This is a genomic window from Micromonospora sp. NPDC005163 (genome assembly GCF_053599835.1).
The window spans coordinates 273,075-294,216 of the sequence record NZ_JBSFYP010000003.1 but is presented as its reverse complement, the minus strand read 5'-3'; the positions used below and the strand labels follow the sequence as shown (position 1 = coordinate 294,216).

25 protein-coding genes are annotated in these 21,142 nt (G+C 73.5%); 10 read left to right on the top strand and 15 right to left on the bottom strand.

What is annotated here, in order from left to right:
* Positions 1 to 111: 111 nt before the first annotated feature.
* Complete coding sequence (locus tag ACWD6N_RS04830; protein WP_354964567.1) at positions 112 to 1,068, bottom strand: HpcH/HpaI aldolase/citrate lyase family protein; 957 nt, start codon at positions 1,066 to 1,068, stop codon at positions 112 to 114.
* A 129-nt stretch (positions 1,069 to 1,197) separates the two neighbouring features.
* On the opposite strand from ACWD6N_RS04830, the gene ACWD6N_RS04825 reads away from it, so the two are divergent.
* Together ACWD6N_RS04825 and ACWD6N_RS04820 are read left to right on the top strand one after the other, a co-directional pair.
* On the top strand, positions 1,198 to 2,022 hold the full coding sequence (locus ACWD6N_RS04825; protein WP_354964636.1) for an SDR family NAD(P)-dependent oxidoreductase: 825 nt from the start codon (positions 1,198 to 1,200) through the stop codon (positions 2,020 to 2,022).
* A gap of 10 nt (positions 2,023 to 2,032) precedes the next feature.
* Positions 2,033 to 2,308 (top strand): hypothetical protein, encoded by a 276-nt coding sequence (locus ACWD6N_RS04820; protein WP_354964566.1) that lies wholly within the window; start codon positions 2,033 to 2,035, stop codon positions 2,306 to 2,308.
* 8 nt (positions 2,309 to 2,316) lie between these two features.
* On the opposite strand, the gene ACWD6N_RS04815 is transcribed toward ACWD6N_RS04820, so the two are convergent.
* From ACWD6N_RS04815 to ACWD6N_RS04805, 3 genes are all read right to left on the bottom strand, one after another.
* Positions 2,317 to 3,696 carry a WD40 repeat domain-containing protein gene (locus ACWD6N_RS04815; RefSeq protein WP_354964565.1) on the bottom strand — a complete coding sequence of 460 codons (1,380 nt, stop codon included), beginning with the start codon at positions 3,694 to 3,696 and terminating at the stop codon, positions 2,317 to 2,319.
* Positions 3,693 to 4,217: a SigE family RNA polymerase sigma factor gene (locus ACWD6N_RS04810; RefSeq protein WP_354964564.1), complete on the bottom strand. Its 525-nt coding sequence runs from the start codon at positions 4,215 to 4,217 to the stop codon at positions 3,693 to 3,695. Before ACWD6N_RS04810 ends, ACWD6N_RS04815 begins: the two co-directional genes overlap by 4 nt.
* Positions 4,218 to 4,325: 108 nt before the next feature.
* Positions 4,326 to 5,285 carry a DMT family transporter gene (locus tag ACWD6N_RS04805; protein ID WP_354964563.1) on the bottom strand — a complete coding sequence of 320 codons (960 nt, stop codon included), beginning with the start codon at positions 5,283 to 5,285 and terminating at the stop codon, positions 4,326 to 4,328.
* A 105-nt stretch (positions 5,286 to 5,390) separates the two neighbouring features.
* Here ACWD6N_RS04805 and ACWD6N_RS04800 point away from each other — a divergent pair, with 105 nt between their 5' ends.
* Positions 5,391 to 6,098 (top strand): HAD family hydrolase, encoded by a 708-nt coding sequence (locus ACWD6N_RS04800; RefSeq protein ID WP_354964562.1) that lies wholly within the window; start codon positions 5,391 to 5,393, stop codon positions 6,096 to 6,098.
* Between the two features lie 18 nt (positions 6,099 to 6,116).
* Here the strand turns inward: ACWD6N_RS04800 and ACWD6N_RS04795 are convergent, their stop codons facing one another.
* Together ACWD6N_RS04795 and ACWD6N_RS04790 are read right to left on the bottom strand one after the other, a co-directional pair.
* Positions 6,117 to 6,647: a hypothetical protein gene (locus ACWD6N_RS04795; RefSeq protein ID WP_450004514.1), complete on the bottom strand. Its 531-nt coding sequence runs from the start codon at positions 6,645 to 6,647 to the stop codon at positions 6,117 to 6,119.
* 15 nt (positions 6,648 to 6,662) lie between these two features.
* Positions 6,663 to 7,532 (bottom strand): PhzF family phenazine biosynthesis protein, encoded by an 870-nt coding sequence (locus tag ACWD6N_RS04790; RefSeq protein WP_354964560.1) that lies wholly within the window; start codon positions 7,530 to 7,532, stop codon positions 6,663 to 6,665.
* A gap of 33 nt (positions 7,533 to 7,565) precedes the next feature.
* Here ACWD6N_RS04790 and ACWD6N_RS04785 point away from each other — a divergent pair, with 33 nt between their 5' ends.
* From ACWD6N_RS04785 to ACWD6N_RS04775, 3 genes are all read left to right on the top strand, one after another.
* Positions 7,566 to 8,852: a magnesium transporter MgtE N-terminal domain-containing protein gene (locus ACWD6N_RS04785; protein ID WP_354964559.1), complete on the top strand. Its 1,287-nt coding sequence runs from the start codon at positions 7,566 to 7,568 to the stop codon at positions 8,850 to 8,852.
* Entirely contained in the window at positions 8,845 to 9,495 is a 651-nt protein-coding gene (locus ACWD6N_RS04780; RefSeq protein WP_450004513.1) for a DUF1003 domain-containing protein, read from the top strand. The genes ACWD6N_RS04785 and ACWD6N_RS04780 overlap by 8 nt, the downstream gene beginning before the upstream one ends.
* Before the next feature lie 87 nt (positions 9,496 to 9,582).
* Positions 9,583 to 10,731 carry an Mrp/NBP35 family ATP-binding protein gene (locus ACWD6N_RS04775; protein WP_354964557.1) on the top strand — a complete coding sequence of 383 codons (1,149 nt, stop codon included), beginning with the start codon at positions 9,583 to 9,585 and terminating at the stop codon, positions 10,729 to 10,731.
* A gap of 85 nt (positions 10,732 to 10,816) precedes the next feature.
* On the opposite strand, the gene ACWD6N_RS04770 is transcribed toward ACWD6N_RS04775, so the two are convergent.
* Entirely contained in the window at positions 10,817 to 11,239 is a 423-nt protein-coding gene (locus ACWD6N_RS04770; RefSeq protein ID WP_354964556.1) for a Sec-independent protein translocase family protein, read from the bottom strand.
* 76 nt (positions 11,240 to 11,315) lie between these two features.
* Entirely contained in the window at positions 11,316 to 12,782 is a 1,467-nt protein-coding gene (locus ACWD6N_RS04765) for a S1C family serine protease (protein WP_387323590.1), read from the bottom strand.
* A 300-nt stretch (positions 12,783 to 13,082) separates the two neighbouring features.
* On the opposite strand from ACWD6N_RS04765, the gene ACWD6N_RS04760 reads away from it, so the two are divergent.
* Positions 13,083 to 13,652 carry an O-methyltransferase gene (locus ACWD6N_RS04760; RefSeq protein WP_074319132.1) on the top strand — a complete coding sequence of 190 codons (570 nt, stop codon included), beginning with the start codon at positions 13,083 to 13,085 and terminating at the stop codon, positions 13,650 to 13,652.
* Positions 13,653 to 13,658: 6 nt separating this feature from the next.
* On the opposite strand, the gene ACWD6N_RS04755 is transcribed toward ACWD6N_RS04760, so the two are convergent.
* Both ACWD6N_RS04755 and ACWD6N_RS04750 read right to left on the bottom strand, forming a co-directional pair.
* The gene (locus ACWD6N_RS04755; protein WP_354964554.1) at positions 13,659 to 15,134 is read right to left on the bottom strand and encodes a leucyl aminopeptidase family protein; all 1,476 of its coding nucleotides are present in this window, start codon (positions 15,132 to 15,134) and stop codon (positions 13,659 to 13,661) included.
* 147 nt (positions 15,135 to 15,281) lie between these two features.
* Positions 15,282 to 15,449 carry a DUF3117 domain-containing protein gene (locus ACWD6N_RS04750; protein ID WP_007455245.1) on the bottom strand — a complete coding sequence of 56 codons (168 nt, stop codon included), beginning with the start codon at positions 15,447 to 15,449 and terminating at the stop codon, positions 15,282 to 15,284.
* Between the two features lie 190 nt (positions 15,450 to 15,639).
* Here ACWD6N_RS04750 and ACWD6N_RS04745 point away from each other — a divergent pair, with 190 nt between their 5' ends.
* The gene (locus ACWD6N_RS04745; RefSeq protein ID WP_354964553.1) at positions 15,640 to 16,458 is read left to right on the top strand and encodes a PaaX family transcriptional regulator; all 819 of its coding nucleotides are present in this window, start codon (positions 15,640 to 15,642) and stop codon (positions 16,456 to 16,458) included.
* Between the two features lie 4 nt (positions 16,459 to 16,462).
* A complete protein-coding gene (locus ACWD6N_RS04740) occupies positions 16,463 to 17,254 on the top strand; it encodes an enoyl-CoA hydratase-related protein (protein WP_354964552.1) in 792 nt (263 codons plus the stop codon).
* A 23-nt stretch (positions 17,255 to 17,277) separates the two neighbouring features.
* On the opposite strand, the gene ACWD6N_RS04735 is transcribed toward ACWD6N_RS04740, so the two are convergent.
* The 4 genes from ACWD6N_RS04735 to ACWD6N_RS04720 form a co-directional block, all read right to left on the bottom strand.
* Entirely contained in the window at positions 17,278 to 17,901 is a 624-nt protein-coding gene (locus ACWD6N_RS04735) for a hypothetical protein (RefSeq protein ID WP_354964551.1), read from the bottom strand.
* 12 nt (positions 17,902 to 17,913) lie between these two features.
* Positions 17,914 to 18,495, bottom strand: coding sequence for a DNA-3-methyladenine glycosylase I (locus ACWD6N_RS04730; RefSeq protein ID WP_450004512.1), 582 nt, complete (start codon positions 18,493 to 18,495; stop codon positions 17,914 to 17,916).
* Positions 18,496 to 18,582: 87 nt separating this feature from the next.
* A complete protein-coding gene (locus ACWD6N_RS04725; RefSeq protein ID WP_354964549.1) occupies positions 18,583 to 19,077 on the bottom strand; it encodes an SRPBCC family protein in 495 nt (164 codons plus the stop codon).
* On the bottom strand, positions 19,074 to 19,652 hold the full coding sequence (locus tag ACWD6N_RS04720; RefSeq protein WP_354964548.1) for a DivIVA domain-containing protein: 579 nt from the start codon (positions 19,650 to 19,652) through the stop codon (positions 19,074 to 19,076). The genes ACWD6N_RS04725 and ACWD6N_RS04720 overlap by 4 nt, the downstream gene beginning before the upstream one ends.
* Before the next feature lie 155 nt (positions 19,653 to 19,807).
* On the opposite strand from ACWD6N_RS04720, the gene folP reads away from it, so the two are divergent.
* On the top strand, positions 19,808 to 20,677 hold the full coding sequence (gene folP, locus ACWD6N_RS04715) for a dihydropteroate synthase (protein WP_354964547.1): 870 nt from the start codon (positions 19,808 to 19,810) through the stop codon (positions 20,675 to 20,677).
* 66 nt (positions 20,678 to 20,743) lie between these two features.
* On the opposite strand, the gene ndhC is transcribed toward folP, so the two are convergent.
* On the bottom strand, positions 20,744 to 21,121 hold the full coding sequence (ndhC, locus tag ACWD6N_RS04710; RefSeq protein WP_074316464.1) for an NADH-quinone oxidoreductase subunit A: 378 nt from the start codon (positions 21,119 to 21,121) through the stop codon (positions 20,744 to 20,746).
* Positions 21,122 to 21,142: the final 21 nt, after the last annotated feature.

Sequence of the window (21,142 nt, the reverse complement as noted above, 5' to 3'; positions counted from 1 at the left end):
ACTCCGATCTCTTTTGTTTTTTTTTGGTTTTTTTTTTTTTTCTTTTTGTAGAGGGCCATGGCGGGGCGGCTTGCTCTGACGGGCGGTCCGCCCCGCGCCGCCCCGGCACGGTCACTCCGAGGGCGGGGTGAACGACGACGTACGGCTCATCCCGGCGGCCCGGCCCTTGGCGGCGACCACCAGTGCCATCTTGCGGGACGCCTCGTCGATCATCTCGTCGCCGAGCATCACCGCGCCGAGCTTGCCGCCGGCCTCCGAGGTGTAGTGCTGGTACGCGTCGAGGATCAGCTCGGCGTGGTCGTAGTCGGCCTGCGCCGGCTGGTAGACCTCGTTGGCGGCGTCGATCTGGCCCGGGTGCAGCACCCACTTGCCGTCGAAGCCCAGCGCCGCCGAACGCTTGGCCACCTCGCGGAACGCGTCCACGTCCCGGATCTGCAGGAACGGGCCGTCGATGGCCTGCTTGTCGTGCATCCGGGCGGCCATCAGGATCCGCATGAGGATGTAGTGGTACGGGTCGCCCGGGTAGTCCGGGATCAGCGCGCCGACCACCAGCGACTTCATGTTGATCGAGGCCATGAAGTCGGCCGGGCCGAAGATGATGGTCTCCACCCGCGGCGAGGCGCCCGCGATGGCGTCCACGTTGACCAGGCCGGCGGCGTTCTCGATCTGCGCCTCGATGCCGATCCGGCCGACCTCCAGGCCGAGCGTCTTCTCGATCTGGGTGAGCAGCAGGTCCAGCCAGTGCACCTGCTCGGCGGTCTGCACCTTCGGCAGCATGACGCAGTCCAGGTTGGCGCCGGCACCCTCGACGACCTCGATGACGTCCCGGTAGGTCCACGGGGTGGTCAGGTCGTTGACCCGGACCACGCGCGTCTTGCCGGCCCAGTCACCCTCGTTGAGCGCGGCCACGATGTTCTTCCGCGCATCCGGCTTGGCCAGCGGGGCCACGGCGTCCTCCAGGTCGAGGAAGACCTGGTCGGCCGGGAGGCCCTGCGCCTTGCCGAGCATCTTGACGCTGGAACCCGGTACGGCGAGGCAGGACCGGCGGGGACGACCGACTGCGGCCATGGATGCGCTCCTTCCAGCGTCCGGCGGGCACGCCGACGCCACCTGACGACAGATCCGAGAAACTTAACGATCCCAAAGGGCGTGGTGACGCCACGGTAACCTCGCGCCATGACCGGGGTGAATGGACCTGTGGAAGATCTCACTGGGCGGCGACTGGTGGTGGTGACCGGCGCCAGCTCCGGCATCGGACTGGCCGCCGCCGTGGACCTGGCGTGCCGCGGCGATCAGGTGGTGCTGGTCGGGCGGGACCCGGCCCGGTTGCAGGCCGCGGCGGAACGGGTACGGGAGACGTCGGGCGAGCGTCCGGAGTTGTTCCGGGCCGACTTCGCGGTGCTGGACGACGTGCGCCGGCTCGCCGAGCGGCTGCGCGACGCGTACGGCCGGATCGACGTGCTGGCCAACAACGCCGGTGCCATCGCACTCCAGCCGCTCACGACCGTCGACGGCTTCGAACTGTCGATCCAGGCCAACCACCTGGCGCCGTTCCTGCTGACCAACCTGCTCGCCGACCGGATCGGCCGGATCGTGGTCACCGCCTCCGGTGCGCACCGCTTCGGCACGCTGGAGCCGGACGACCTGAACAGGCCGCTGGGCCGCTACCGGCCGATGGGCGCGTACGGCACGAGCAAACAGGCGAACATCCTGTTCACCGCCGAGGCTGCCCGCCGCTGGCCGGGCATTGCGGCACACAGCTTCCACCCCGGGGTGGTGCGGACCCGGTTCGCCAACGACAGCCGGCTGGTCGCCCTCGGCATGCGGCTCCTGCCGTTCCGCAGCCCCGAGAAGGGTGCCGAGACCCTGGTCTGGCTGGCCAACCAGGACCGGTCCCGGCTGATCGACGGCGGCTACTACCACGACCGGCGGCCGCGCCGGCCGTACCGCAAGGCCGTCGACCCGCAGCTCGCCGCCCGGCTCTGGGCGGCCAGCGCCAAGGCCGTCGGCATCGCGGACTAGCGTGGCCACCGTGCTGACGCTTGTCGCGCTCGTCGAGTTCCCCGTCGGGGCCGAGGCCGCCGGAAAGCGCTACGAGGACGCCGTGCTGGCGCTGCTCGGCCGGCACGGCGGCCACCTGGAACGGCGACTGCGCGGCATCGACGAGCGGGCCGAGGTGCACGTGATCACCTTCGAGGATCGGGCCGGTTACGAGTCGTTCCTCGTCGACCCGGAGCGGGCCGCGCTGCGCGCCGCACTCGGCGGGTCCGCGCCGACCACGCGCGTGATCGAGGTGTACGAGGCGTAGGGCGTGTCTCAGAAGCGCCGGGCGAGCCGCCGACCCCGCCAGCGCCGCAGCAGCGACAGCACCGGCAGGCCCACCACGAGCGCCAGGATGAACCCCATGGCGAGCAGCCAGAACGGCAGTGGCCCGTAGTCGGGTCGGCCGGTTTCGCGTACCGCGCCGTCGATCGCCAGGTCGGCGGCGACCGTCAGCTCGGTGATGCCCTCCGGGGTGCGGAAGAGCACCTCCGGCGCCGGTGCGCCCCGGCGCAGCACCACGAGTTCCACCCGATCCGTGCCCGGCTCGTGATACGGACCCCAGGCGATGTCGTGGTCCTCCGGCCGGTCCACCGCCTCCGGGCCGGGCACACCGACCAGCGCGACCGCCTCGTCCGCCGAGCGCCAGCCGAGCAGTTGGACGAACGTACGGGAGCGCAGCGGCGGGAACGGCGCCCCGGCCCGCGGTGCGTCGTCGACGGTGGACCGGACGGCCAGCGTCCAGGTACGCGGGTAGCCGGGCACCGGGCAGTCGGTACAGGTGGACCGGTCCAGGACCGCCACCGCACGCCCGTCCGGCAGCCAGGACCCGGCCCCGCCGAGCCGCCCGCCGTGCAGCGGCAGTTTCCGGTACGGCTCGGCGACGCCGTCCGCGTTGGCGTCGGCGACCCGGGCGAGCCAGACCTCGCCCCGGACCTGGAGGGCCAGTTCACCGCTGTCCGGGGAGAGCGCCGCCGTGCGTCCCGGCGGAATCCAGGCGGTGCCCACCGGGACCCGCAGGACGTCCTTCCCGCGCTCCCGGTCGTAGACCCCGACGTACGGGGTGGTGTAGGTGTTCGGCGGGGTGAAGGCGGCGTCGTCGTCGGCGTAGACGAGTCGCTCGCCATCCGGCGCGAACGCGAGCGGGTAGCCGTCCGTCCGGTCCGGGGTGAACCGCCCGGATGTCAGGTCGAGCAGGGACGCGCCGATCCAGGCGTACCGGCCGTCCGGGGACAGCAGCGCGTCGAAGCCCGGGGTGAGCTGCCCGGCGTCCAGTACCCGGTACCGGTCGGCGTCGGCTGCCAGCACGCCCATCCGGGTCTCGAACCAGTCGGTGCGCACGGCCGGGCCGCCGAAGAGCATCGCCGCCGCGCCGGGTGCCGAGTCCCGCACCGAGGCGGTGCGCAGCGGCGGGTCGACGATTCGGGTGGGCAGGCCAGGGGCATCGGAGTGTGGGGCGGCGGGCGACGGCAGGGCCACCGGGTGCAGCGCGTACCCGGTGCCGAGGAGCAGGACCAGCACGGCCAGCGCGCCGGCGGCGACGGCCCGGCGACGCCGGTGCCGGGTCCGCGCGGAGTCGAAGAGCCCAGCCGGTACGCGCGCGGGCGGAACGTCGTCGGCGAGGCGACGCAGCGCCTCGCTGAGCCGGGCGGTCATCGAGCCACCTCCTGCGGGTTACGGCCAACCAGCTCGGCCAGCTCGGGGGCGAGGACGCGCAGCCGCCCGAGGGCGTGCCGGGTCTGGCTCTTCACGGTGCCGACCCGGCAGCCCAGCAGCACGGCCGTCTCGGTCTCGGTGCGGTCCTCGTAGTAGCGCAGGACCAGGACCGCGCGCTGCCGAACGGTCAGCCGGGCCAACGCCGCTTGGAGCACCAGCCGCAGGTCCGTGTCGTCGCCCGGACCGGCCCGCTCCGGCAGCGCTCCGCCCAACCGCTCCGGCGGGCGGGCCCGGCGCCACCGCCACCAGTTCGCCGCCTGCGTGTAGAGCACCCGGCGCAGGTAGGCGGCCGGGTCGTCGAGCCGTTCCCAACGCACCGCGACCCGGGCCAGCGCCACCTGCACCAGGTCCTCGGCGTGGTGCCGGTCGCTGGTCAGCAGGTACGCGAACCGGGTCAGCCCGGCGGTCTCGGCCCGTACGAAATCGGCGAAGCCGTCCCGGGTGCGGTCCTCAGTCGTCAAACGGATCGCCCTCCTCATCCGGGCAGACGCCGGGCGGGCCCGCCCCGGAGGGAACCGCCATCCACGTTCCTCAGGTCGTCCCGGATTTCGCCCGGGCCGGGCGGGCGGTCAGTCTGTCAACGGGGCGGCGTCGGCGGGGAGCGGGGTGGGCGGCGCGGCGCGGCGGCCGGCTCGGGCGCCACCGAGCACCACCACCGCCACCCCGACCAGCAGCAGCGCCATTCCCAACAGCGCGTACGGGCGGGGCAGCTGCCCCAGCCAGACCCAACCGAGCAGCGCCGCGCCGGGCACCTCCAGCAGGATCAGCACGCTGACCGTGGTCGCCGGAATCCGGCGCAGGGCGTAGTTGAACATCGAATGGCCGAGCAGTTGCGCGCCGGCCACCAGGGCCAGGATGGCCAGCCAGGTACGCCCGTCGAAGCCGGTCATCCGGACCCCGCCGAGCAGGCAGACCACCAGCAGGATCAGCGCGCAGATCCCGTAGCAGATGGTGGTGTACGTGGTGGTGCTGATGCTGGCCCGGGCCCGCTCACCGAAGGCGGTGTAGACGGCGGCGAACAGGCCACCGGTCAGCGCGAGCAGGTCTCCGAGGACGGCCCGCCCGGAGATGCCCACGTCCGCGCCGGTGGCGATCACCGCGCCGCCGACCGCCACCGCGATGCCGATCCAGACCACCGGGGGCAGCCCGCGGCCCTGGGCACGGGCGATCAGCCCCTGCCAGACCGGCTGGGTGGCGACCAGGGCGGTGGCCGTGGCGACCGAGGTGAGCTGCGCGCTCGGCATCCAGGTCGCGAAGTGCGCGGCGAGCGCGACCCCGGAGAGCACGCAGTACAGCCCCTCCCGCCGGCCCGCCCGACCGGCCAGCGCACGGAACTCGGCGCGACGTCGGGCCAGCGAGAACGGGCTCAGCACGGCCACCGCGAGCAGGTTGCGCCAGAACGCGATGGCCAGCGCGGGAGCGGCGGCGTAGGCGATCAGCGGCGCGGATGACGACACGGCGACCACGGCCAGGCCGACCGCGCCGGTGGTCAGCGGATCCGGGGGCGGGCGGTGTGAGGAAGGGGGCACGGGAAGCAATCCTCACACGCTCGCGGATAACACAGAACGTCAGCACTCCGTTACGATCACGCGGGTCCGCGCCGGCGACCCTCGACCGCCCGGAGGCGCTCCCCCATGCCCAGCTACCAGGCGGTGCTGTTCGACTTCTTCGGCACCCTGACCCGTCCGGTCCAGCGCGGCGCCGCCCACCTCGGCACCGCCGAGCTGCTCGGATGCCACACCGACACGTTGACCGAGGTGCTGGACCGCACCTACTACGAGCGGGCCACCGGCGGGCTCGGCAACGCGGAGGCCACGCTGCGGTGGGTCTGCGCCCAGGCCGGCGTACACCCTAGCGACCATGCGGTGCGCGCGGCCGTGGCGTCCCGGCACCGCGCGGTCCGCGCGGACACCCGGCTGCGGGCCGACGCGGTGCCCGTGCTGGCGGCGCTGCGCCAGCGCGGCCTGTGCACCGGCGTGATCAGCGACTGTACGCACGAGCTGCCGGCCTTCCTGCCACAGCTCGCGGTCGCCCCGCTGCTCGACGTGCGGGTCTTCTCGGTGCAGGTCGGACGGTGCAAACCGGATCCGGCCCTCTACCTGACCGCCTGCCGGCGACTCGGGCTCGCGCCGCGCGACTGCCTGTACGTCGGCGACGGCGGCAGCCAGGAGCTGACCGGCGCGGAGCGGGCCGGGATGACCGCGGTCCGGCTCGCCGCGCCCGACCTCGCCGAGCACATGGTCTTCAACGCCGACCGGGACTGGCGCGGCCCGACACTCAGCACATTGCGCGACGTGCTCGACCTCGTCGACGCCGAGGTCATCGGCGTGGCGTTCGGCTGACCGCACCGCGGCGGCGGGTCAGCGGCGGCGGACCCGGTGCAGGCGGAACGGCTTGCGGGTGGCCCGGACCGCCGGGGTCTCCCGGGGCGGTTCGGCCTGCGCGTCGGCCGGCAGGTCGGCGCCGGCCAGCGGGTCACCGGCCGGGGCGAGCCGGTTCACCGCGCAGCCCTCGGCGGCCCACCGGGCCACCAGGTCGGCGGTCGGGCCGGACGCGTTCAGCCGCTTACCCGCCACCAGCGGCGCGGTGGTGTCCCATGCCTCGGTGCCCGGTCGCAGCCGGGTCACCCGGGCCGGCCAGGTGACGATCCGGCCGCCGTGGTCACCGCGCAGGGTGACCTGCGCCTCGGCCGCCTCGGCCAGCCCCGGCGCGGCCTGCTCACCCGGCCCGCTGACCACGAACAGCGCGCCCTCCAGCGGGGCGCACCAGAGTGCGAGCGCCGGCCCACCGGCCACGCTGACCCACGCCACCGCAGCCTTCTTCATCGCCTCGTCGACCAGTGGCGTGCCACGGGGGGCATCCTCGTCCGTCACACCCGCATTGTCCCGCATGAGGACCTCCGCCGGTCAGCCCACGAAGGGCGGCACGGCGATCTCGCCCCGGGCCACCGGCATCACCTGGCCGGCGACCGTCGCGCCGACCACCACGCCGTTCTCCGCGGTGACCGTGCAGGCCAGCGCGGACGGACGGTTCATCTCCACACCCTGGCGCACGGCGTATCGGGACATCCCTTCGCCGGGCAGCAGGCCGCTGGCCACGAGCCAGACACCGAGACCGAGCGCCGCCGAGCCGGTCGCCGGGTCCTCCGGTACGCCGAGGCCGGGAACGAAGACCCGGGCGTGCGCGGTTTGGGTGGTCGGGTCCCAGGAGAAGACGCTGACGTGCGCCACCCCGTACCGCTCCGCCGCCGCCGGGTTCAGCCGTGCCCGGGCCACCGACTCCGGCCGCACCGGCAGGTACGGAAACTCCAGCCCGCAGCCGGCGACCCGTGGGGGCGGCCCGACGTGGTCGTCCGGGACCAGCCCGGCGATCTCCAGCAGCGGCTCCGGGTCCAGCTCGGGGCCGAGGGTCGGGCTTCCACCGGTGAGGGTCGCCCCGGACGCGGTCACCTCGATCGGCAGCACGCCGGCGCCGCACTCCTGCATGACCTGCCCCACACCGAACATCCCGCGCCGGCTCGCGGTGACCGCCGCACCGACGCTGGGGTGGCCGGCGAACGGCAACTCCTCCACCGGGGTGAAGATCCGGGCCCGGTATGTGGCGCCGACCTGGGTCGGGGCCAGCACGAACACCGTCTCGGAAAGGTTGAACTCCAGCGCGAGCGCCTGCATCTGCTCCGCGGCCAGCGCCTCCGCGCCGAACACCACGGCCAGCGGGTTGCCGGCGAAAGGGCGGTCGGTGAAGACGTCCACGATCTCGTAGGACAAGGTCGACATGTTGATAAACACTAGGCGCTTAGGCTGGTGCCCGTGAGCACGCCGACCCGGGTCTACATAGCCCGCCTCGCCGGAGTCGCCGTCTTCGATCCGAACGGCGACCAGGTGGGCCGGGTTCGTGACGCGGTGGCCCGGCTGCGGGCGACCAAACGTCCCCCGGAGGTCGTGGGCCTGGTCGCTGAGATGCCGATGCGCCGGCGGATCTTCCTGTCCATCAACCGGATCACGTCCATCGACGCCGACGCGGTCGTGCTCGGCTCCGGCACCCTCAACCTGCGGCGCTTCGAGAAACGCCCGAACGAACTGCTGGTGCTCCAGGAACTGCTGGACCGGCGGGTGCAGCTCGAACCGGCCGGCCAGCCCGGCGCGGTGGTGGACGTCGCCATGGAATGCTCCCGGGGTGGCGAGTGGTCGCTCACCCGGGTCGCGGTCCGCGAGCACACCGGCCGGCTCACCCGCCGCGGCCACCTGCACCAGGTGGAGTGGGACCGGGTGCGCGGGCTCAGCGGCATCGCCGACAACCGGGGTACGGCGAATCTGCTCGCCGTACTGGAGGACATGCGCCCGGCCGACCTGGCCAACGCCTTGCAGGACCTGCCCGACGCGCGGCGCAACGAGGTCGCGGCGGCACTGGACGACGAGCGGCTGGCCGACGTGCTCAGCGAGTTGCCGGAGCACGACCAGGTGGAGATCCTCGCCGCGCTGGACCGGGAACGGGCCGCGGACGTGCTGGAGGAGATGGACCCGGACGACGCGGCGGACCTGCTCAACGAGCTGCCTCCGCCGGAGCAGGACGTGCTGCTGGACCTGATGGAGCCGGACGAGGCCGACCCGGTGCGCCAGCTCCTCAAGTACACGCCGGGCACGGCGGGCAGCGTGATGACCTCGGAGCCGGTCATCCTGCCGCCGGACGCCACCGTCGCCGAGGCGCTCGCCCGGATCCGGGAGCCCCAGCTCTCCCCCGCGGTCGCCGCGCAGGTCTTCGTGACCCGGGCCCCACAGAACACCCCGACCGGCCGGTACCTGGGCATGGTGCACTTCCAGGCGTTGCTGCGCGAACCCCCGGCCGACCTGCTGGGCAAGGTCGTGGTCAACGACATCGACCCGCTACGCCCCACCACCCCGCTCCCGGAGATCACCCGCCGGATGGCCACCTACGACCTGGTCGCCATGCCGGTGATCGACCGGAACAACCGGCTGGTCGGCGCCGTGACGGTGGACGACGTGCTGGACCATTCACTGCCCCGGGACTGGCGGGACCGGGACGCCCTGGGCGCCCTGAACTCCCCGGAACCGGCGCCGGATGGCGCGGATGGCTGACCAGCGGCGGGCCGAACGGCTCGATCAGCCACGCGAGCCCCTAGGGATCAAGCTGCCCCGGTTCGACGCGGAGGCGTTCGGCCGGTGGTCCGAGGGCATCGCGCGCGGCATGGGCACCGCCAACTTCATCGTCGTCATGACGGTGGTGATCGCGATCTGGTTCGGCTGGAACACCCTGGCCCCGGCCGATCTGCGCTTCGACCCGTACACCTTCACGTTCCTGACCCTGGTGCTGTCGTTGCAGGCCAGCTATGCGGCGCCGTTGATCCTGCTGGCGCAGAACCGGCAGGCCGACCGGGACCGGGTGGCGCTGGAGGAGGACCGGCGGCGGGCCACCGCGCAGAAGGCGGACACCGAGTACCTGGCCCGGGAGATCGCCGCGCTGCGCATCGCGCTGGGCGAGGTGGCGACCCGGGACTTCCTGCGCTCGGAGCTGGCCCGGCTGGCCGAGGAGCTGGACGAGGCGGGGCAGCGCCGGCAACGGTTGGAGCGCCGCCAGCAGGAGAAGGACAGCCGGCAGGAGAGGCGTGGCCAGCGGCCGACCGACGGTGCCGGGCTGGACGAACCCCGCGACGATCTGGACGGCGACGTCGCCCGCGAAGCCCGGCCGGACGCCACCGGGCCCCGCCCGCAGGACGGCTGACCGGAGGGTTCGAGCGGGCCATCGATTCGCTCACACCATTCCCGGCCAGCGGCCGGAGCGGATGCCCCGCGACGTAGCATTGCGGGCATGTCAGCACCCGTCAGCACCGTCGAGGACGCGATCCAGGCCGCCCTGGCCACCGTCAACGACCCGGAGATCCGCCGGCCGATCACCGAGCTGGGCATGGTCCGCTCCGCCGCGATCGACACCAGCGGCGTCGTACGGGTCGAGTTGCTGCTCACCGTCGCCGGTTGCCCGCTCAAGGACAAGCTGCGCACGGACATCACCGCCGCGGTCGCCGCGGTGCCCGGGGTGACCGGCGTGGAGATCGACTTTGGTGTGATGAGCCCCGAGCAGCGGCAGTCGTTGCAGTCGCAGCTGCGCGGCGGAGGTGCCAGCGAGGAGCCGGTCATCCCGTTCGCCCAGCCCGGCTCGCGGACGCGGGTGTACGCGGTGGCCAGCGGCAAGGGTGGCGTCGGCAAGTCCAGCGTGACGGTCAACCTGGCGGCGGCGCTGGCCGCCCGCGGGCTCTCGGTGGGTGTGGTCGACGCGGACATCTACGGCCACTCGGTGCCCCGGATGTTGGGCGCGGACGGCCGGCCGACCCGCGTCGAGGACATGATCATGCCGCCGCAGTCGCACGGCGTGAAGGTGATCTCGATCGGCATGTTCACCGCCGGCAACGCCGCGGTGGTGTGGCGCGGCCCGATGCTGCACCGGGCGTTGCAGCAGTTCCTGGCCGACGTCTACTGGGGCGACCTGGACGTGCTCCTGCTCGACCTGCCCCCGGGCACCGGCGACGTGGCCATCTCGCTGGCCCAACTGCTGCCCAACTCGGAGATCCTGGTGGTCACCACCCCGCAGGCCGCCGCCGCTGAGGTGGCGGAGCGGGCCGGTGCGATCGCCCTGCAGACCCACCAGCGGGTCGTCGGCGTCATCGAGAACATGTCCTGGCTGGAGCTGCCGGACGGCTCCCGGATGGAGATCTTCGGTGCCGGCGGCGGTGCGGCGGTCGCCGAGTCGCTGAGCCGGACCATCGGCGCGCAGGTGCCGCTGCTCGGGCAGATCCCGCTGGACACCCGCGTCCGCGAGGCCGGTGACGCCGGTAACCCGATCGTGCTGGCCGAGCCGGAGTCGCCGGCCGCGCAGGCGCTCGGCACGATCGCGGACCGGCTCGCGCTGCGCCGTGAGTCGCTGCTCGGCAAGCCGCTCGGCCTCAAGCCCGCCGGGCGCTGAGCGCCCGGTCCGTCGTTAACCCGCCGGCCGTCCGGCCGGCGGGTGCGGGCCGGGCAGGTGGCGGGCCGGTCTGGTGACGGGCCGGTCAGGTGGCGTCGTCGTAGCTGGCTCGGGGAGCCGGCGCCGACGGGGTGCCGGTGGCCGTGCCGGACCGGGTCCCCTTCGTCCGCGGGTCCGCGGCGTTGGCCACGTCCTTCAGCTCGTTGTGCACGCCGCCGACATCCGCGCGCAGGTTGTCGTAGACGCCCTGCAACGGCTTGCGGATCGCCGCCTCGTCCTCCTCGCTGAGGAGGTGCTTGCGGATGAAGGCCTTCGGGTGCAGATCCTCGAGCTGAATGTCGGTGCCCAGCTCACGACTCAGGTCGCCGGTGGCGTTGCGGGCCATGTTGCGAAGGTTGCGCACCATCCGCAGGCCGTCGGTGATCACGGCGGGCAGCCGGTCACCGAAGATCAGCAGTGCCAGGAGCAGCAGCGCACCGATCTCCCACCAGTTCAGGTTGTCGAGCATCCCGCGGGCCTCCTCTCGGCGTCAGCAGCAAGACTACGCACGTCGGACGGCTTTCGGGCAGGGGGTGACCCGCTGTTCACTTGGCATCCGCGGCGAGGGTGACCGAGGTGTTCTGCCGGTCGGCGCCGCGCCGGAACTCGACGGTCACCACCGAGCCGGGCGCGAACTTGCGGACCAGCGCGATCAGGTCTGTCGGCTCGGTCATCGGCCGGCCGTTGAGCTTCAGGATCACGTCGCCGACCCGCAGCCCGGCGCCGGCCGCCGGACCGGACGGCTCCACCGCGGCGAGCCGTACGCCGCCGCTGGCTCCCGCGCCCGGACCGCCGACCTGGGCGCCGATCACCGTACGCCGGGCCTTGCCGGTGCCGATGATGTCCTGGGTCACCCGTTTGGCCTGGTTGATCGGGATAGCGAAGGCGAGACCGATGTTGCCGGCCTCCTGACCGTCGGCGACCAGCGACTTGATGGTGGAGTTCACCCCGACCACCCGTCCGGCCCCATCGACGAGCGGGCCGCCCGAGTTGCCGTGGTTGACCGCCGCGTCGGTCTGGATCGCCGCGTAGTACCGCACCGGACCGCCCGGCTCGCCGGCCTGCATCGTCCGGTCCAGGGCGCTCACGATGCCGGCGGTGACCGTGTTGGCCAGCGAGAGCGGCGAGCCGATGGCGAGCACCGGGTCGCCGACCGCCAACGCGTCGGAGTCGCCGAACTCCACCGGCCGCAGCCCGGTCCGGCTCACCTTGATGACCGCGATGTCCGACTCCGGGTCCTGACCGACCACGGTCGCGGCCGCGGAGCTGCCGTCGTTGAAGATCACCGAGGCCTTTCCGCTGCCGCCGGCCACCACGTGGTCGTTGGTGATCACGTGCCCGTCGGCGCTGGCGATGAAGCCGGAGCCCTCACTCGTCCCGCCGAGACTGCTCACCCGCACGGTGACCACGCTGGGCAGGACCCGTTCGGCCACCCCGGCCAGCGACTCCGGCTTGCGCTGGGCCAACGCCGGCGGCTGCGCCGGCTCGGCGCCGAGCACCGTCCCGCCGGCCCCGCCACGTACGGCGAACGCGTAACCCAGCGCGCCGCCGAGGGTGCCGGCGAGCAGCGCGGTGATCACCGGGATGAGCAGCAAGTGGCGCAGCGTCGGCCGGCCCGGCGCATCGGGGTCGGTGACCGGCTCTGGCTCGGTGCCCGCCGCCACCACCCCGGGCACCATCACGGCGGCCGGCGCCGCCGGATCCCGCCACGGATCAGCGAGCGCGTCGGACCACCAGGGCGACGTGCCGGCGGCGCCGGGCCCACCCGGCGCCGCGGTCGACGCCGGCCAGGTGGTCGGCGGCGCGGTCGACGCCGGCCAGGTGGTCGGCGGCGCGCTGGATGCCGGTGGGCTCCCGGCCGTCGACGCCCCGTCGGCCGCGGGCACGCTGCCGGCCCCCGGCGCTACCGGCGACCCCGCCGACGGGGCCTCTGCCCCGGGCGGTCGTGCCGGAGCCGGAGTTTCACCGCCCCGGCGCCAGTCCCAGCCGTCGGTCACGTCGGTGCCTCCCAGTCCGTCCCCGGATCCCGCGCCGCGTCGTCCGGCCACCGACCGGCGCGGTCGCGGCTGACGGGATACCGCCTCCAGGATTGCACGGATGCGCGCGGTGGAGTCAGCGGTTGCCTCCGGTGATCGCGGGGGACGGAGGCGCGGCTGCGCCACGCGACGGTCGCCTCTACGCTCACAGTGCCAACCCGCCCCCGCACCACGCACCGCCCCCGGAGGTGCCCCATCGCCACGGTCGCCGGTTCCGGCAGTTCGACGACCCAGGCTCAGCAGTTCGCCGAGTCGTACGTCACCGAGGATCTCGTCCTGCGCACCGCCCGCAGCCTGGCCCACGAGGTGGGCCTCGACGCGGTCACCCCCGGCGCCGGAGCGGCGCTACGACTGCTGGCCGCAGCCGGCAACGCCCGCGCGGTGGTGGAGATCGGCACCGGCACCGGGGTGAGCGGTCTCTGGCTGCTCCGCGGCATGCGCGCCGACGGCGTACTCACCACCATCGACGTGGAGGTGGAGCACCAGCGGATCGCCCGGCGGATCTTCAGCGAGGCCGGCTTCGCCGCCGGCCGCACACGGATCATCACCGGTCGCGCCCTCGACGTGCTGCCCCGGCTCGCCGACGGGGCGTACGACCTGGTCTTCGTGGACGCCGAGGCGACCGGCTTCCACGCCTGCGTGGAAGCCGCGCTGCGGCTGCTGCGCCCGGGCGGCGTGCTCGCGCTCAACGGCATGCTGGCCGGCGGCCGGATCGGTGACCCGGCCGCCCGGGACGCGGAGACCGTGACAGTCCGGGAGACGATCAAGGCGGTGCGGGAGTCCGAACACTGGATTCCCGCGCTGCTCCCGGTCGGGCACGGGGTGCTCGCCGCGGTGAAGTGCTGACTCCGGTCAGTCGACGCTGGCCAGCCACCGCAGGAGCGAGCGGACACCCCACCCGGTCGCGCCCCGGCTGACTTCGGCGTGGTCGCTGTCCGCCCAGGACGGGGCCGACATGTCCAGGTGCAGCCAGCGATCCCGCAGCTCGCCGGTGAACTCGCGCAGGTAGAGTGCGGCCACCACCGACCCGGCACCCTGGGTCGGAGCGCTGTACAGGTCGGCGATGTCGCTGCCCAGGTACTCGACGTAGTCGGTGTGCAGCGGCATCCTCCAGGCAGCCTCACCGGCCGCCTCGGACGCGGTGAGCACATCGGCGGCCAGCCGGTCGTTCTCGCTGTACAGGGCGGCGGTCCGCTTGCCCAACGCCACGGCGTTGGCCCCGGTGAGGGTGGCCAGGTCGAGCAGCAGGTCCGGCGCGAGCTGCCGCACCGCGTACGCCAGCGCGTCGGCGAGGACCAGCCGGCCCTCCGCGTCGGAGTTGGTCGTCTCGCTGGTCGTCCCGCCGTAGTGCCGGACGATGTCGCCGGGGCGGAACGCCGAGCCGCTGACCATGTTCTCGGCCAGCGGGGCCAGCGCGGTGACCCGGACCGGCAACCGCAGCGTCGCGGCGCCGAGGGTGGCGGCGACGACCGCGGCCGCGCCGGCCATGTCCTTGCGCATCAGCTTCATCGCCGGCACCGGCTTGATCGAGATCCCGCCGGTGTCGAAGGTGATGCCCTTGCCGATCAGCACCACATGGGTACGCGCGCCGGCAGGGTTCCAGTCGAGCTCGACCAGGCGGGGGCCGCTGGCCGAGCCGCCGCCCACGGCGAGGATCCCGCCGAAGCCCTCGGCAGCCAGCTCATCCGGCCCACGGACCCGTAGACGCAGGTCCGGCAGGTCGGCCGCGGCGGAGGTCACCTGGTCGGCGAACCACTGCGGGTTCTTCACGGAGGAGGGCGTGTTGGTCAGGTCGCGGGCGAGTCGGGTCATCGCGGCGGTGGTCCGAGCCGTGGCGATGGCGGCCTCGTGCGCGGCCGGGTCGGCGAGCAGCAGGTCGACGCCGGCGAGCGCGGGCGGGTTACCCGCCTCGGTCAGCCGGAACCGGTACGAGGCGAGCAGCAGCCCCTCGGTCAACCCGCGGACTGCGGCCGGTGTCACCTCCGCGGGAAGCGCGAGAGTGATATGCGTCTCATCTACGGCGGCGCGGGCCAGGGCCGCGCCGGCGGTCCGCCAGGCCGCCTCGTCGCCGTCGCCGATGCCGAGCAGCAGCAGCCGGCCGGGGGTACGCCCGGGGCGCAGATGGGTGCGGATCTCGCCGGCCCGGCCGGTCAGCCGGGCGACCGGCGCCAGCGCGGCGGCCTCCTCGGCGGTGCCGTCCGGCAGTGCGACGGCGGTGGGCGCCGGTACGGCGGAGGCGTCGCCATCCGCTGCCTGGTCGGCGGGACGGACGGGCAGGACAAGGACGTCGAGCCGGTCAGGCTCGGCGATCAGACGGATGGCGAGCACGCGGAACCGCACCTCCAGGAAAGTGTCGCGGAGCGGGGCCGGACCCGTTTCTCCGCACAGATGAAGACCCTGAGCCACCGGCGATGCCGGTGGCTCAGGGACCGAGGAAGGTTCCGGGCGGCGTACGCCGCCCGGATCAATCCTCACTCAGCCGGCGGCCGCCTTCAACGCGTCACCGAGCGCGTTGGCCTCGTCGGGAGTCATCTCGACGACGAGCCGGCCACCGCCCTCCAGCGGGACCCGCATGACGATGCCCCGGCCCTCCTTGGTGACTTCCAGCGGACCGTCGCCCGTCCGCGGCTTCATCGCCGCCATGTTGTCTCCCCTCAGACCTACACCAGGGTCGGTGGGTTGCCCCACAGCCACTTCGTCACGACCACCCGCAACGGTCGCGGGGGTGTCGACCAACGATTTTCCCTGATGAACACCGCCGGACCCAAACCGGAGCAGCATTGATGTAACAGCATCTAGCATATCTTGAGAAGGCCTGTCACAATGTGCGGTCATGCAGGCACGGTCGGCACTCTTCGACCTGTACGGCGACCACCTCCGGCCGAGGGGTGGCCGCGCACCGGTCGCCGCCCTGGTCAAGCTACTGGCACCGTTGGGAATCGCGCCGCCGGCAGTGCGCACCGCCGTCTCCCGGATGGTGCGTCAGGGCTGGCTCGACCCACTCCGACTGGCGTCCGGACCGGGATATTCGATCACACCGAAAGCCGCCCGGCGACTGGACGAGGCGGCAGCCCGGATCTACCGGACCGGCCGGGTCAGCTGGGACGGGCGGTTCGATCTGCTCGTGCTGGAGGCGCCCGGCTCCCGCCGGGACCGGCAGCGGCTCGCCGCCAACCTCAGCTTCCTGGGCTACGGCACGCTGGATGAGCAGACCTGGGTGGCCACCCGGCCCGCCGAGGACGTCGACCTGCTGCTCGCCGAGGCCGGTGTCCGATTCGAGCGGTTCACCGCCTCGCACTTCGCCGGCACACCCGGCGCGATGGGCGTGGTCCGCCGGGCCTGGAACCTGAGCGAGATCGGCCGCGCCTACGAACGGTTCGTCGCGGACCAGCGCCCGCTGCTCGCCGCGGTCACCGCACGCAGCAGCGAGGAGGAGGCGTACGCGGCCCGGTTCCGGCTCGTGCACGCCTGGCGTACCTTCCTGTTCCGGGACCCGCAGCTGCCCCCGGCGCTGCTGCCCGAACGCTGGCCCGGCACCGCCGCGGCCAGTTTCTTCGACCGGCACGCGGCCCGCCTGCGTCCGGCCGCCGACCGGTACGTCGAGCAGTGCCTCGACGCCGGCAACCGCATCGTCCGACAGAAGGGTCGTTAGACACGTGACCGAACCGTTGCTGGTCGACCGGACCGACGCCGTCGTCACCCTCACGCTGAACCGGCCGAACGCGATGAACGCCCTCGACGTGGCGCTCAAGGAGGCCCTGCGGGACACCCTCGCGGAGCTGGAGACCGACCGGTCCTGTCGGGCGGTCGTGCTGGCGGGCGCGGGTGGGTCGTTCAGCGCCGGTCAGGACCTGCGCGAGCACGTGTCGACGCTGGAGGGCGCCTCGGGTAACCCGCTGGACACCGTACGGGCGCACTACAACCCGATCGCCGCCCGGCTGGCCAACCTGCCCAAGCCGGTGGTGGCCGCCGTCCGTGGGATGGCCGCCGGGGCGGGCGCGTCGCTGGCCTTCCTCGCCGACATCCGGATCGGTGGCCCGGCCACGAGCTTTCTGATGGCCTTCGCCCGGGTCGGCCTCGCCGCCGACACCGGCGCCTCCTGGACGCTGCCGCGACTGGTCGGGCACGCCAAGGCGGTGGAGCTGCTGATGCTGGCCGAGCCGGTACGCGCCGAGGAGGCCAGCCGGCTGGGGCTGCTCAACCGGCTGGTCGACGACGACGAGCAGGTGCTGCCGACCGCGCAGGAGCTGGCCGCACGCCTCGCCGCCGGCCCCACCGTCGCGTACGGGGCGATCAAGCGGCAGCTCTCCATCGCCGACGCCGGCACCCTCGCCGACGCGCTGGCCGCCGAGGCGCAGGCACAGGCGATCTGCGGCGCCACCGCCGATCACCGGGCGGCCACCCTGGCCTTCGTCGCGAAGCAGAAGCCGGTCTTCGAAGGACACTGAGCGCGGCAGCCCGACGGGGCCTTCTAGTCGTCCTCTTCCGGGTCCTGGTTGGCCTCCGCGCCCAGCACGAACGCCTGCATGGCCAGCTCGTCGCCGGAGGGTGACACGAAGGCGGGCAGCTCACGCGGCCCCAGCTCCTGCACGTATGACCAGAAGAGCCGGACCGCCTCGGCCGGTGTGCCGGCCTCGATCGGCAGATCGAGGCTGACCAGCCAGGTGCGCCGCGCCGGGGGCGGGCCGAGCCGGTCGGCGAGCGCCCGGAAGGCCGCCGGATCCAGCGCGGTGACGGGCCCGTCGAGCGTCAACCGGTCGGCCGGCACCGGCTCGTCGAAGGCCCTCCGGGTGTACGCCACGACGAGCGCTCCGGGCTCGACCGGGGACTGCGGATCGTCCGGGTCCTCCCGGTGCCGTTGGGCCGGCGCGGTGACCCGGCCGAGCGCCACCAGCCGGGGCGGCGTGTCGGTCAGCACCGCCACCCGGTCACCGGGGCCCGGCCGGCTGACGCCCGTCAGCCCGGTCAGCTCCAGCGTGTCGTGGTGCACGAGCCGCTCGGCCTCGTACCGCTCGGCGGGCAGCAGCACCGCCCAGGTGCCCGTCCCGTCAGCGTGCCCGGCCTCGCCGGCCCGGTGGGCGGTCTCGGTCGTCATGCTGCCATCCCATCACGCCGCGGGTGGGAGCGTGACGTGGCAGCCGACGATGTGATCGTCGACCATGCCGGTGGCCTGCATGAGCGCGTACGCGGTGGTCGGGCCGACGAACCGGAAGCCGCGCTTCTTGAGCGCCTTGGCCATCGCCGTCGACTCGGGGGTGATCGCCGCGAGCTCGGCGAACGAGGCGGGGCGGACCGGCCGGTGCGCCGGGGCGAAGGACCAGAGCAGCGCGGACAGCCCGTCGGGCAGCTCGAGCGCGGCGCGGGCGTTGGCGATCGCCGCCTCGATCTTGGCTCGGTTGCGGACGATGCCGGCGTCGGCGAGCAGCCGGGTCACGTCGGCGTCGCCGTAGCCGGCGACGGTCGGGATCCGGAACTCGTCGAAGGCCAGCCGGAACGCCGGGCGCTTGCGCAGGATGGTCAGCCAGGACAGGCCGGACTGGAACGCCTCCAGGGTCATCCGCTCGTAGAGCGCGTCGTCGCCGTGCAGCGGCCGCCCCCACTCGGTGTCGTGGTAGACGGCGTAGTCGGGGGTGCTCGCCCCCCAGGCGCAGCGTGGCAGCCCGTCGGCGCCGATCACCAGGTCAGTCACCTCGTACACGCTAGGCCATCGGGCCGACAGCCCATCGCCGCCGGCGGCCCGGCGGCCGGCGGTGCCCGGCGGCCGCCGCGAGCATGGTCAGGGCAGCCGGCCCTGCTCGACCAGACGGGCGAACCTCTTCAGCGCCTGGGTGAGGCCGACCTTGGAGCCGGGCCAGAGCACCGGCCACGCCAGCCGACCGGCCGGGCCACCCGGCAGGTGGAACCACTCGTGCCAGACCACCTGGGTGCGGGCCCGGTCCATCTGGGTGCAGCGCAGCACACCCGGGCCGCGCAGCAGCCGGCCGCAGTGCACCACGCCGATCTCGTACGGCTCGTCGACCCGGACCACCCGCATCTCGTCGCGCAGCACCACCGGGCCGAGCGCGGTCACCGCCTCGATCAGGCTGCCCTCACGGCCGTCGCCCTCGACCACCCGCAGTCGGGTGAACGGGATCCAGTCGGACTGACGTTCCCAGGCGAGCAGCGCGGTGAAGACCCGTTCCGCCGGGGCGTTCACGATCACCGTTGCGGTCACCTCGCCGGCGCCGGGTTGGGCGGCCTCGCGAAGATCGTCGGCGCCCGGGTCGGTCACGCCGACTCCGACCGGACCACCGCGCCGTGCTGTCCGGCGCCACCGGCCGGCTCACAGTCGGTCGGCTCGTCATCCGCTGGCGCGACGGCCGGGGCCACGCCGTCGGAGTCTGCCGGGGAGGAACTGGCAGCGGGCAGCGCGCCGGCGGCGCCGGAGTTGGCGTCGTCGCCCGGCCGCGGACCCTGACGAGCCGCCGCATCCTCGTTCGTCGCCGCGGTGGCGGACTGCTCACGGGCCTGGCGCAGCGCGTCCGCGTCGGCGGTGCGTCCCGCACGCAACGCGGTGACCTCCGCCTCCAGCACGCCGATCAGCTCAGACTTGTAGCCGATGTCGTAGGCGGCGCGGCGCATCGCGTGATCGACCTGGGCCATCCGGTACCCGCGCAGCCCGGTGTCGAAACGGACCGCGCCCACATCGGATTCGCGCAACGGCCGGGTGACCGGCAACGACACGGCCTGCGAGTCCGGTTCGGCGGGCGCCAGGCCCGGATCACGACCGGTGACCAGCACCGTCACGCCGAATACCACCGCCGCGACGGTCAACGCCACGACCAGGAAGAGCAGAAGCTGACCCATGCACTGATCGTGGCATGGCGACCGGCCGTGAGCGAGCCCACCACCCACCCCGATCACGATCATCGCCGACGCCGCCGGGCGTCCTGGCCGGCTGACCGGCTAGCGTCGGGACCGGCCGACGCGGCGGCGACGGTGCGGACTCTCAGGAGGCGGGCATGGCCGGGGCGCTTCGGCTGGGTGGGCGGACGTTCGCCCCCGGCGAGCTGGTGGTGATGGCGATCGTCAACCGCACGCCGGACTCGTTCTTCGACCGGGGCGCCACCTTCGCCGCCGACAGCGCGCTGCGCGCGGTCGAACGGGCCGTGGACGAGGGCGCGGCGATCATCGACATCGGCGGGGTGAAGGCCGGCCCCGGCGCCGAGGTGGACGTCGCCGAGGAGATCCGGCGCACGGTGGACACCATCGCCGCCGTCCGGGCCGCGTTTCCGGAGGTGGTCATCTCCATCGACACCTGGCGCGCCGAGGTGGCGGTGGAGGCCGTGGCGGCCGGCGCCGACCTGCTCAACGACACCTGGTCGGGCGCCGACCCGGCGCTCGCCCAGGTGGCCGCGCAGACCGGCGCCGGCCTGGTCTGCTCGCACGCCGGCGGGCTGGTCCCGCGAACCCGGCCGCACCGGGCCGCCTTCGACGACGTGGTCGCCGACGTGGTCGCGACGGTGACCGGCCTCGCCGAGCGCGCGGTGGCGGCGGGGGTACGCCCGGACGGAATCCTGATCGACCCGGCACACGACTTCGGTAAGAACACCCGGCACTCCCTGGAGATCACCCGCCGGCTGGACGAGTTGACCGGGACCGGCTGGCCGCTGCTGGTGGCGCTCTCCAACAAGGACTTCATCGGCGAGACCCTGGACCTGCCGGTGGCCGAACGGTTGGAGGGGACGCTCGCCGCGACGGCGATCTCCGCCTGGCTGGGTGCCCGGGTCTTCCGGGCCCACCAGGTCGCGCCCACCCGCCGGGTGCTGGACATGGTGGCCTCGATCCGCGGCGACCGGCCGCCAGCGGTGACCCGCCGGGGCCTGGCCTGACCGCTCGCCCGGCAACCGGCCGCGAACGGCCGGACGGACCGGCACGATCGCCGGAGGCCCGGGCGGTCAGGTCCAGCGCAGGATGTTCCTACGCCAGGCATAGAGGATGCCCAGCGCGAGCACCGCGACGAACACCGCCATCTCCACCACCGTGACCAGGCCGAAGCCCGGCCGGTCGAAGACGACCGCCCAGGGGAAGAGGAACACCGCCTCGACCGCGAAGAGGACGTAGAGGTAGGCGTAGACGTAGTAGCGGATCTGCATCTGCGCCCAGTCCGCGCCGACCGGGTCGAGCCCGCACTCGTAGCTGGTCCGCTTGCCGTGCGGCTCGGCCGGTCGGGCGGGACGTAACACCCGGTTGGCCGAGAACGCAGTAACGAAGAACAGGACGCTGGCGAGCAGCAAGAGCCCGAGCGTCGCGTACGAGCCCAGGTAACCGGTCACGTCCGGGAGCCTACCGCCCGC